This window comes from Ferrovibrio sp. (assembly GCF_025869515.1).
Classification (GTDB): Bacteria; Pseudomonadota; Alphaproteobacteria; order Ferrovibrionales; family Ferrovibrionaceae; genus Ferrovibrio.
This window is the reverse complement of sequence record NZ_JAOZVR010000040.1, coordinates 1-11,008: the sequence shown is the minus strand read 5'-3', so window position 1 is coordinate 11,008 and position 11,008 is coordinate 1. Positions and strand designations below refer to the sequence as shown.

The following is an 11,008-nucleotide window of genomic DNA, read 5'->3' as shown; positions in this document are numbered from 1 at the left end:
CGCGGGTGCGGATTGGCGCAAATGCGCCGTCCGCATTGATCGCGGCGACGTTGAAGGCGTTGCGATCTTGATCCCGATTCCCTCAAGCAGTCGGGTTTGGATTGCGACCGGCCACACCGACATGAGACGCGGTATGCAGGGCCTGGCCTTGCAGGTTCAGGAAGGCCTCAAGCGCGATCCTCACGGCGGCGATCTCTTCATCTTCCGCGGCCGTCGCGGCGATCTGGCGAAGATCCTGTGGCATGACGGGATCGGATTATCACTTTACGCCAAGCGGCTCGGCCGCGGACGGTTCATCTGGCCTTCGGCATCGGACGGTGCCGTATCGATCTCGGCGGCGCAGATGGCCTATATGTTCGATCACCCATGTTGATGTCCCTCCTTGTTAGGCTGACAGATTCTTAGATCAAGTTGCGCAATGACGTGGTTTCGAAGGTCTCCGATGGCGTCAAGAACAGATGGTGTATTCGGGAAGAGATAGGCGCCGCTGGGCTGGCGATCAATCAGCAAACGCTTAGTTCGGATTTGTACATAGAGCCAGTTCACTGGAATCTCAAGCCTTCGGGCCAGTTCGGGCGGGCTGAGGAGTGAGCCATCGTGCTCCCATCGGCTGCGCTGGGCAGCTACCTTGATGGCAGCAGCACGACGGAGCCGCCCAATGGTGATAGGCAGCACCTTATCGACGCAACGGGGCGAGCGGTGGCCTTCTTGGGTAAGGATTGCGGCGATCTCGTCGTCTGGGACGCCGTCGCGAGCGAGCGTCAGCAGGCGTTCCCGCATCTCTGTGCCTCGCGTCAATCTGGTGACGGAGTTGACGGTCATCTTCACTTCGAGCTCCGTCACGGCACCTCCTCGCCAGACGATCCTAGAGCGATTTCCACTTGAGATGGGTCACTACCGGTATCCGGCATGTCGAAAGTAGTTCGCGCACTGCTCGGTACAAATGTTTTGATGAGCTTACCGATGAGCCTCATCAGCGTTGTCACGGTGCGAGCGGCGCCTTTGCGCAGCGCCGTTTTCAGTTTCGAGAATGCCATTTCGATCGGATTGAAGTCCGGCGAGTAGGCCGGCAGATAACGCACTTTGGCCCCGACCGCTTCGACCGCCTGGCGAACGCCGTCGATCTTGTGGGTGCGAAGGTTATCCATGAAGACGATATCGCCTTTGCGCAGCGTCGGCGCGAGCATCTGCTCAACATAAGCGAGGAACGATGGCCCATCCATCGCGCCATCCATGACATAAGGCGCGGTCAGGCCATTGATGCGTAGCGCGGCAATGAGCGTCAGCGTTTTCCAGTGGCCGTGCGGCACGCTCGCAACCAGACGCTCGCCACGTGGTGAGCGGCCGCGGTGCCGGACCATCTTGGTCGTAACCGCAGTCTCGTCGATGAAGACAAGGCGCCGTGCGGCAAGCCTGGATTGCTCTACCTTCAGTTCAGCACGCGCCGCAGCGACATCAGGACGATCCTGTTCGGCCGCGTGCAGAGTTTTTTTTGAACGTGATGTCATGGCGTTCGTAGAAGCGCCAGACCGATGTCGTGCCGGTTTTGAGCCGCTTCTCAGACTTGAGCCGCGCGCGAATCTCTTCGAGCGTCAAGTCCGGCTCCGCTACGACCAGATCAAGCAACCATTGGCGATGTGCCTCGAGCGGCGAGCGACTGTGGCCCGTGCCGGGCAATGCCGCTACGCTGCCCGTTGTCGTCCAGCGTTCGATCCAGCGAATTGCGGTCGAAGCGCCGAGACCGAGCAATCGCGCAGCTTCACGTCTGCTCTCGCCGTCTTCGACAAGCGCGACCGCCCGCGCCCTGAGGTCCTTCGAGTATCCCTTCGCCATCGCGCGACCTCGCTGTTGCTGTCAAAGCAACCCGAATCTGATTTGCGCTCCTTTGGGAACCCCTTACTGTTCCGATTCACATCAACCGAAAACCGCTCTAGCCAGGGCCAAGTCGCGCTCTCCGCGGTCGAGAACGACCTTTTCGATAAGACATCGCAACAACGCCTTGCGATGGGCATCCGAGATAGTCTCGTCGCCCCATATCTGCGGGAGGCGGCCGGTGAGGCTGATGACCTTGTCGTTTAGCTCCTTGCTTAGGGCCACTTGTGTGATGGCTTTGGGCGGCGTCTGTCGGGCAAGTGCCTCTTCGGCGGCGCGCACGTCGTTTAGCGCTGCTTCCCATCGGCGCTCGAGTTCCGAGGCGACCAACCGATTATCTGGATCAGCTCGGTTGAACTGCCGTTCGGTGAGCGCGGCCGTGTATCGCTTGCGCTCAAGCTCTCGTTCTGCACTGGAGCGTAACGCATTGTTCATCTGCTGCTGCGCCCGGCGGGAGCGCGACAAGGCATCGAGTTCGGCCGGCGCAAGTGCCGTTAGGAATGCGTCGCCAACGGCTGCATCGATATGGGCGGCGCGGATGTGTTGGCAAGTTGGCTGACCTTCCTGGGTACGCAGGTGATTGCATACATACTCGCCGCCGCCCTTGTAGCGAACGTACATCTTATGGCCACATCGTGCGCACCAGGCAATGCCGTGGAGCAGGAGCTCGCCATTGCGAGGCGCGCCGCGGGTTTTGATGCGCATGTATTCGGCTCGGTTATCTCTGATGACGGATCGGATTTTTTCATAAATTGGCCAGTCGATATAGGCTGGATATCGATCTTTAACGACGATCCGCCATTCCTCCATCGGCCGCGGAGCCTTTTGTGGCAGGGCACCCTCCCGCTTCGGCGGCCGGAAGCGGGTCCGTCCATAGACAAAGGCGCCCGCGTATGCCGGATTCTTCAAGATCGCCGCGACAGCAGCCAGCGTCGCGCGCGTCCAGCACAAATCGCCATACCGATCACGACGCGGCAGTTCCAGGTCCCGCTCGTTCAACGCTCGCATGACCTTGGCAACGCTGCGCAGCTGCAGGAATAACTGGAAGACGAGACCGAGCCGCCCTTGCACGGCCATGTCGGGATCCTTAACGACCAAGCCGCTCTGGTCTCGCATCAGCCCGATTGGCAGCATAACCGCAAGTTCGCCGCGTTCGGCTTTAGCAAGCAGGCCGGCGGTCAGCCGGCTGCGGATCGTATGTAGCTCAAGCTCGGAGATCGAACCCTTCAGCCCGAGAAGCAACCGCCCGTTGGGAGTGCCCGGATCATAGACACCATCGCGATCGGCGATCAGGCAGCCACGTAGACCGCAGATATCCAGCAGCGGATACCAGTCGGTGCAATTACGGGCCAAGCGGGTGACGTCGATCGACAGGATGAGTCCGACTTCACTTAGGCCAACGCGGCCAACGAGCTCCTTGAAGCCGTTACGTTGTGCTATAGACGCGCCGCTCAACCCGAGATCCGCATCAATCACGTCGATGGCCGCCTCACGCCATCCGAGTTCGCGGGCGCGCTGGCGAAGTGCGTATTGAAGGCGCAGACTCTCCTGATTGCTTACAACCTGGTGGGGCGTCGACTGCCGGATGTATACTACGGCTTTGCGCGCCAAGTGGCTTGATGTGACCAGCTCGGACTTCATGAGGGATCTCCGCCAAAATCGCGGCGACGTCTTCGACGATCTGGCGTCGGAGCGCGGGCGTCAGCGTCGACCAAAGATCGGCTGGATCCATGCTCATGTGCGTCGGGACAATCCGCTGTCGATAAAAGCTCGAGTAGAGCCTCCATACTCAGCTTAATCTGATTTGCTTCTTGGTCAAAATATTCGATTGCGGTCGCTTGAATCAGAAGACTGCTTCCTGCACGAAACTCAACTTCATACGAAGGGGGAGTGCCTCGGCCTCGCTGGCCGATCTTCCTGATCACTCGAAATGAGCGGCCGTACAAAGGATGGTGGGGGTCTCGAACTTCGACCACCTCCGGAAATGATTCGTCAGACTCACTATTGGGGACATTCCTCAATCCCCTCGCTGGAAGGGATCGACTGGCGAAATCCACAACTGACATGGCGGCCCAAGAGCGCCGGCTGAGCCAACAAAATATCGGGCAAAATATCGGATCATCGATTTTTTGGGCGCCACAAATCACAAAATTTGTGATTCTCTTGTCGCCATGGATGCTGATCGCGGCGCTCTTCCCGATGACATCAGAGCGCTGAAAGAGGCGTTGATCATCGAGCGCGCCAAGGCCCTCGATGTGACCGCGGAGCTGATGGTAGCGCGGGCCAAGGCGTCGGAAGACGTGGCGCTGATCGCCCAGCAGAAGTTGCGGATCGCGAAGCTGGAGCGGCAGGTCTACGGGCAACGATCGGAGCGATCAGTACGCCTGATCGATCAGTTGGCGCTTCAGTTCGAGGAGCTGGAAGCCAGCGCCACCGAAGACGAACTCGCGGCAGAGACGGCGGTCGCCAAGACAACGTCGGTGCGCGGATTTACGCGCAAGCGTGCCGAGCGCAACACCTTCCCCGATCACCTTCCCCGCGAGCGTTTGGTGATCGAGCCGCCGACGGCGTGTGAGTGCTGTGGCGGCAACCGCCTGCGCAAACTCGGCGAAGACGTGACGCGAACTTTGGAAACGCAGCCCCGGCGGTGGAAGGTCATCGAGACGGTGCGGGAGAAGTTCACCTGCCGCGACTGCGAAAAGATCACCCAAGCGCCGGCCCCGTTCCACGTCATCGCCAGGGGATGGGCGGGGCCGAGCCTGCTGGCCATGATCATGTTCGAGAAGTTCGGTCAGCATCAGCCGTTGAACCGCCAGGCCGAGCGTTATGCTCTGGAGGGTGTGCCGATCGCGCTGTCGACCATGGCCGACGCCGTGGGGTCGGTCTGCGCGGCGCTCGATCCTCTGCTTCGGCTTGTGGAGCGCCATGTCATGGCGGCAGAGCGATTGCACGGCGATGATACGACCGTGCCAGTTCTGGCCGAGGGAAAAACCGACACCGGGCGATGCTGGATTTACCTGCGCGATGACGCTCCGTTTGGCGGAGCCGGGCCGCCTGCGGCGATATTTTACTACTCACGTGATCGCAGGGGTGAGCATCCTCAGGGCCATCTGGCCGGCTATGCCGGGATCCTGCAAGCGGACGCTTATGACGGCTACAACAAGCTGTATCAGGCTGGGCGAAGTCCTGGGCCGATCTTGGAAGCGGCGTGTTGGGTGCACGCCAGGCGCCCGTTCTTCGCCATGGCTGACATCGAGGAGAACGCGCGACGCAAAGCCTCGGGCAAGAAGGAGATTGCGCTGTCGCCGATCGCGATTGAGGTCGTGCGCCGCATCGACGCGCTGTTCGAGATCGAGCGGTCGATCAACGGCAAGAGCGTCGAGAAACGCCTGGCCGTCCGACGGATGTTGAGCCGGCCGCTGGTCGACGATCTTCGTCTCTACATGCGCGCGCAGCTCGAGAAGCTCGCTCGTGGACATGATCTCGCCAAAGCGATCAACTACATGCTCAAGCGCTGGGCAGGCTTCACCCTGTTCCTTGAGGATGGCCGCGTTTGCTTGTCGAACAATGCCGCCGAACGAGGGTTGAGAGGAATTGCTCTTGGCCGAAAATCCTGGCTGTTCTGCGGATCCGACCGTGGCGGACAACGCGCGGCCGCCATGTACAGCCTCATCGTCACGGCCAAAATGAATCGCATCGATCCCCAGGCATGGCTTGCCGACGTCCTCGCCCGTATCGCAACCCATCCTGCCCATCGGTTGGATGAATTGTTGCCGTGGAATTGGACACCGCCAGCATCAACGACTTCTGCTCGGGCGGCCTGATCATGCATACCAACAAGGTCCACCACGTTACGACGATCAACCAGGTCGCCAAAAATCTCGGTGAAGACGAGGACTGGCTCTCCGACGTCGCCAACGAAATGGAAATCGAAGACGGCGTGATATGGGTCTACGGCGTCGGCGAGGACGGCGTGTTGGCCTTCACGGACTTTGGGATCGAGAACCTCATCGATCTCATCAAAATCCATAAAGAAGCCCCTTCGCTGCTCAAGCGCTGGGAAACCGGCAAATAGGACCCCTGCGGCCTATGCCGGATGGATACTATGCCGCAAACCAGAACATCGGCGCGCCAAGCGGGCAGCCATTCCGACATCCATGATGGTCTTTCTGGATGAGTCGTCAGGTCGGTCGAATTGGACATAGTGCGGCAAGGGATTCGCTCGCGCTGGCTTCCAAGGATTTGTCGCCAAGCGCCGGGTATTTGGCGGAACAGAAACTCAAATACGGCGTTCCAAATTCGTGACTACGATGGAGGAAAAATGAAAAGATTTCTCAGTCTCTCAGAGCAAGCACAAACAAATCAACGCAACTGTGCTAAACCCAGCGCCCGCAAGAAAAGTGGCCGCCGGACCGTAAGCCTCCCACAGCCCCCCAGCGAGGACACTCGCGACCAACATGGCAATACCTCCGGCGAAGTTGAACACGCCAAACGCAGTCCCACGCAGATCATCCGGTGCGGTATCGGCGATGAGGCTGGCGAACAATCCCTGCGTAAGCGCCATGTGAAGACCCCAGAACACGACGCCTGCCATGACGAGCGTGATGCTCGTGCCGAGCGCGAGGACGAGGTCCGCAACAATCAGGCAGACGATGCCTAGCGCGAGCAGTCCGGTTCGGCCGAACCGGTCGGACAACACACCGGCTGGATAGGCTGTTATCGCGTAGACGATGTTCATCACCACCATGATCACCGGTGCGAGCGTGGTGGGCAACCCAACGTTCTGCGAACGCAGGATCAGGAACGCCTCAGAAAACCGGGCAAGGGTCAGGATCATGGCGACGCCCACCACGGTCCAGAACGCCACCGACAGACGTTTGACATCCGCTAGGCGCAGCCGCGGCCTGACCTCGGCATCGTGCCTCACCGGCTCCCTGACGGCAAAGAGCATCACCGCCAGTGCGGCAAAGGCCGGGATCACCGCGATCCAGAACACGAGGCGGAAATTGTCGGAACTGAGCGACATCAGAATAATCGCGGCAAGCGGCCCAACGAAAGCCCCGACCGTATCGAGCGCCTGCCGCAGCCCGAAACTCGCGCCGCGCTGATCTGGCGATGCGATGTCGGCAATGAGCGCGTCCCGGGGCGCGTCGCGGATACCTTTTCCGATGCGATCGATGAAGCGCGCCGCGACCACCCAACCGAGTGATGCAGCCAAGGGGAAGACCGGCTTGGTGAAGGCGGCGAGACCGTAGCCCAGAGCCGTCAGCAATTTGCGCTTGCCGAGCCAGTCAGACAGCGCCCCGGAGAAAATCTTGGTGATGTTGGCCGTCGCTTCCGCGATTCCTTCGACGAAGCCAACGGCGAGTGTCGAGGCTCCGAGCACCGTTACAAGGTAGATCGGCAGCAATGCATGGATCATCTCGGACGAGATATCCATGAACATGCTGACGAAGCCGAGCGCCCAGATGCTGCGTGGAAGCTGGGTGCACGATTTCGAGGCAGCAGGAGGCGCATCTACCACAACCAGGTGCTCCAACGACATCTCATTGCGCGAGCCTTCACCCATTCCACGCTTTGGGAATTATTCGCCTAAAACGTATCATAACGATTTCATGGACCTCCGATTTATCGCTGTGTGATAAATCAAGTCCACAGTTCGGCAACGCCATTTAGATAAAGCATAACTGGTTGAGCTCGCTGCTATCCAACATATCAAAGCTAATCCATGAGTCGCACGATCGTCATCTTGACACATAACCTGTAGCAGGCAGCACGGGTCTCATTTGCGGTCGTTATCTCGCGACGTAGATGTCGACAAATCTATTTTAGGAAACGGCGGAATCGTCTGAGCGCGAGTATGAACAATGCGCCGCCAATCACGATGAGGACCAACAATTGCGGCCAGATGACATCAAGTCCGGCGCCGCGGAACAGGATGGCCTGCGCCATGATGGTGAAATGCGTATTGGGCGCTGCGAGCATGATGGTCTGAATGATTTCGGGCATGCTCTCGCGCGGCGTTACGCCGCCCGACAATGCCTGAAGCGGCAGCAGGATGAGTATGAGCAGGAGACCGAACTGCGGCATGGTGCCAGCCATCGTTGCCAGAAAAATGCCCATGCAGGTCGTCGCGAACAGCTGTAGCGCTGCCCCGACCATGAACAGCACGATCGAGCCTCTGATTGGAACTGCCAGCAATCCCTCAACGATGAATACTAAAGACAGACAGGATGCCACTAGAACCACCAGCCCCATCGACCAGATCTTGCTCGCCATAATTTCGAACGGGGTCACCGGCATGACGAGGAGATGTTCGATAGTGCCGTGCTCGCGCTCGCGGATGAGGGCGGCTCCGGTCAGGATGATCGACAACATGGTGATGGCGGTGATGACATTGTTGATGGCGCCGAACCAGCTTTTGTTGAGCGTCGGATTAAAGCGAGCCCGCAGTGTCAGGTCGACCGGCACCGTGGCTGCTGCGCGATAGCGCTTCAGGAACTCGCTGACCTCACTGGTGACGATGGACTGAATGTAGCCGCCGCCGCTGAAGGCCTGCGACATGCGGGTTGCGTCGATGTTGAGCTGAATAGTCGGTGATCTGCGGGCGAGAAGATCGCGCTGGAAGTCTGGCGGAATGTCCAACGCGAAAGTGTCTAGACCAGAGTCCATGCGGGTGTCCATCTCCCGCTGGGTGATGAGCCGAGGTATCGAGAAGTAGGGCGGATTGAATGCGGTGATGATGCGCGACGAGACCGGCGACTGGTCCTCGTCGACCACCGCGATGGCCGCCATGTTGAGCGTCTCGGGCATCGCTTTCGATGCAGTGTAGATCGAGAGCGTGAAGGAGTAGATGATAAGCACAAGCAGCATCGGATCGCGAATGAGTCCCCGCAATTCCTTGACGCCAAGCTGAATGATGTTGGCGGTGCGCATGCCTAGCCGGCCTGCTTCTTGAGGAGAACTGCGCCGAGGCTGAGGAGTATGGGAATGGTGATGAGCAGCGCGATGAACGCGCCCGACAGATCGACGAAATCGAGCCCTTTCGAGAAGGTACCGCGCGAAATGTTGACGAAATAGGTCGTCGGATAGATGCGTCCGATCAAGGCGCCGGCGCCCTGAAGCGACGATACCGGATCAATCAGGCCAGAGTACTGAATGGCGGGGATCATGGTAATAAGCGTCGTCCCGAAGAGCGCGGCGATTTGACTGCTCATGAAGGTCGAGATCACCAGACCCATGGCCGTCGTGATGATGATATAAAGGAATGCTCCACCAGTGAAGGTAAGGAAGCTTCCAGTGAACGGCACGCGAAAGGCGAAAATCGCGAAGGCCGCCAGCAGAAGAAAGTTCAGCATTCCAAGCGCCACATAGGGAATCTGCTTGCCGATGAGGAATTCCAGCCGCGTCACAGGGGTGGCGTAGAAATTGATGATCGATCCGAGTTCCTTCTCGCGAACCACGCTGAGTACAGCGAGCATAGATGGTATCAACAGCAGGAGGAGCGGAATCACCGCCGGAGCCATGGCTACCAGGCTCTTGACGTCGGGATTATAGCGGTAACGGAGTGCGATCTGGAAATTGGCGATCGTCGCGGCGTCGCCATATAGTTCCCGCGCTTTCTGCGTCAGCCAATTCGCATGCATCGCCTGCACATAACCTTGCACCGTCTCCGCTCGCATCGGCATCGCACCGTCGATCCACGCACCGATCTCGACATTGCGGCCGCGCGCCACGTCGCGCCCGAAGCCCGGCGGAATCTCGATCGCCAGGCTCAGTTCGCCGCTGCGCATGCGCTCGTCGAGATCGGCATAGTCGGTGATCGGAGCCTTCTCGTTGAAGTAGCGTGAGCCCGCGATCTGCAGGGTATAGTCGCGGCTGATGGTGGTGTCGTCGCGGTCGAGAACGGCGAAGGACAGGTTCTCGATGTCGATGTTAATGCCGTAGCCCATCACGAACATCAAGATGACGCTGCCAATGGTGGCGAGCGTGGCGCGGATCGGGTCGCGGCGCAGTTCGAGTGTCTCGCGCCTTGCATAGGCGAACATCCGCCGCGGGTCGAACCAGCGCCGCGTGCGTCGGGCGGTGCCGCCGTCCTGCGCGTCCAAGGGCGCCAATGCAGGCGCAGCCATCGGCTCTGCCGACGCCGGGCCTTCGGCGGCATCGATCGCGTCCTCCAGATAGGCGACGAAGGCATCTTCAAGGGTGGCGGCTGAGCGCTTTTCGATAATTGCGGTTGGCGTGTCGCTGACGAGCACTTTTCCCGCATGCATGAGTGAGATGCGATCGCAGCGCTCAGCCTCATTCATGAAGTGCGTGGAGACGAAGATCGTGACGTTGTCCTTGCGTGAGAGGTCGGACAGGATCTGCCAGAATCCGTCGCGCGCCACGGGATCGACACCCGAAGTCGGCTCGTCGAGAATCAGCATGTCTGGAGAGTGGATCATGGCCACAGCGAGCGACAACCGCTGGCGGATGCCGAGCGGCAGGGCGTCCGGAAGCGCATCCATGATACTGGTGAGATCGAAGCGCTCCGCCATCTTCTCGATGCGGTCCGGGATGGTCTCGGGAGGCATGTTGAACAATCGCGCATGCAAGTCGAGATTTTGTCGTACTGTAAGTTCAGAATAGAGGGAGAAGGACTGCGACATGTATCCAACGCGTCGCCTGACAGCCATGTCGTTTGGGTCCACTTCGTGTCCGAACAATTTCGCTTTGCCTTCACTGGCCGGCAGCAGCCCAGTCAGCATCTTCATTGTCGTGGTCTTGCCGCAGCCGTTCGAGCCGAGAAAGCCGAAGATTTCGCCGCGCTCAATGCGGAAGCTGACGTCGTCGACCGCAGTGAAATCGTCGAACCGCATGGTGAGATGCTCGGCCTCGATGGCGACGTCACCATCGAGTTTTGCGGATCGATGCGGAATCACCACCTCCGAATAACCTCGGCGTTCTTCTTCGGGGAGCAGTGCGATGAAGGCGGCGTCGAGCGTGGCGGTGCCGGTCTGCCGCAGCAGGTCCGCCGGCGCGCCGGTGGCGAGCACGCGTCCGGCATTCATCACCACCAGCCAGTCAAAACCGGCTGCTTCTTCCATATAGGCGGTGGCGACAATAACGCCCATGCCCGCACGTCTGCTGCGGA

The 11,008-nt window shown here is 59.6% G+C and carries 8 protein-coding genes and 1 pseudogene; 3 read left to right on the top strand and 6 right to left on the bottom strand.

Going from position 1 to position 11,008, the window contains the following annotated elements; genetic code table 11:
- Positions 1-373: IS66 family insertion sequence element accessory protein TnpB (gene tnpB, locus OJJ21_RS05605; protein ID WP_366092452.1), on the top strand; the 373-nt coding region annotated here is incomplete at its 5' end.
- On the opposite strand, the gene OJJ21_RS05600 is transcribed toward tnpB, so the two are convergent.
- The 3 genes and pseudogenes from OJJ21_RS05600 to OJJ21_RS05590 all read right to left on the bottom strand — a co-directional run bounded on the left by OJJ21_RS05600 (position 361) and on the right by OJJ21_RS05590 (position 3,513).
- Complete coding sequence (locus tag OJJ21_RS05600; protein ID WP_297683987.1) at positions 361-843, bottom strand: hypothetical protein; 483 nt, start codon at positions 841-843, stop codon at positions 361-363. The genes tnpB and OJJ21_RS05600 overlap by 13 nt on opposite strands.
- A 51-nt stretch (positions 844-894) precedes the next feature.
- Positions 895-1,833, bottom strand: a pseudogene (locus OJJ21_RS05595) (IS630 family transposase).
- Between the two features lie 81 nt (positions 1,834-1,914).
- On the bottom strand, positions 1,915-3,513 hold the full coding sequence (locus OJJ21_RS05590; RefSeq protein ID WP_297683985.1) for a recombinase family protein: 1,599 nt from the start codon (positions 3,511-3,513) through the stop codon (positions 1,915-1,917).
- A 530-nt stretch (positions 3,514-4,043) separates the two neighbouring features.
- On the opposite strand from OJJ21_RS05590, the gene OJJ21_RS05585 reads away from it, so the two are divergent.
- Together OJJ21_RS05585 and OJJ21_RS05580 are read left to right on the top strand one after the other, a co-directional pair.
- The gene (locus tag OJJ21_RS05585) at positions 4,044-5,696 is read left to right on the top strand and encodes an IS66 family transposase (protein WP_297683983.1); all 1,653 of its coding nucleotides are present in this window, start codon (positions 4,044-4,046) and stop codon (positions 5,694-5,696) included.
- Positions 5,648-5,947 carry a hypothetical protein gene (locus OJJ21_RS05580; RefSeq protein ID WP_297683981.1) on the top strand — a complete coding sequence of 100 codons (300 nt, stop codon included), beginning with the start codon at positions 5,648-5,650 and terminating at the stop codon, positions 5,945-5,947. Before OJJ21_RS05585 ends, OJJ21_RS05580 begins: the two co-directional genes overlap by 49 nt.
- A 267-nt stretch (positions 5,948-6,214) precedes the next feature.
- Here OJJ21_RS05580 and OJJ21_RS05575 read toward each other — a convergent pair whose 3' ends face one another.
- The 3 genes from OJJ21_RS05575 to rbbA form a co-directional block, all read right to left on the bottom strand.
- A complete protein-coding gene (locus OJJ21_RS05575; protein WP_297683979.1) occupies positions 6,215-7,441 on the bottom strand; it encodes an MFS transporter in 1,227 nt (408 codons plus the stop codon).
- 254 nt (positions 7,442-7,695) lie between these two features.
- Positions 7,696-8,808 (bottom strand): ABC transporter permease, encoded by a 1,113-nt coding sequence (locus OJJ21_RS05570; RefSeq protein WP_297683977.1) that lies wholly within the window; start codon positions 8,806-8,808, stop codon positions 7,696-7,698.
- Positions 8,809-8,810: 2 nt separating this feature from the next.
- Positions 8,811-11,008: ribosome-associated ATPase/putative transporter RbbA (gene rbbA, locus OJJ21_RS05565; RefSeq protein ID WP_297683975.1), on the bottom strand; the 2,198-nt coding region annotated here is incomplete at its 5' end.

What these genes read in the sequence shown, in the direction of transcription:
- OJJ21_RS05585 (WP_297683983.1), top strand. Translation starts at nt 4,044, where the DNA reads ATGGATGCTGATCGCGGCGCTCTTCCCGATGACATCAGAGCGCTGAAA.
- OJJ21_RS05575 (WP_297683979.1), bottom strand. Translation starts at nt 7,441, where the DNA reads ATGGGTGAAGGCTCGCGCAATGAGATGTCGTTGGAGCACCTGGTTGTG.
- OJJ21_RS05590 (WP_297683985.1), bottom strand. Translation starts at nt 3,513, where the DNA reads ATGAAGTCCGAGCTGGTCACATCAAGCCACTTGGCGCGCAAAGCCGTA.
- OJJ21_RS05570 (WP_297683977.1), bottom strand. Translation starts at nt 8,808, where the DNA reads ATGCGCACCGCCAACATCATTCAGCTTGGCGTCAAGGAATTGCGGGGA.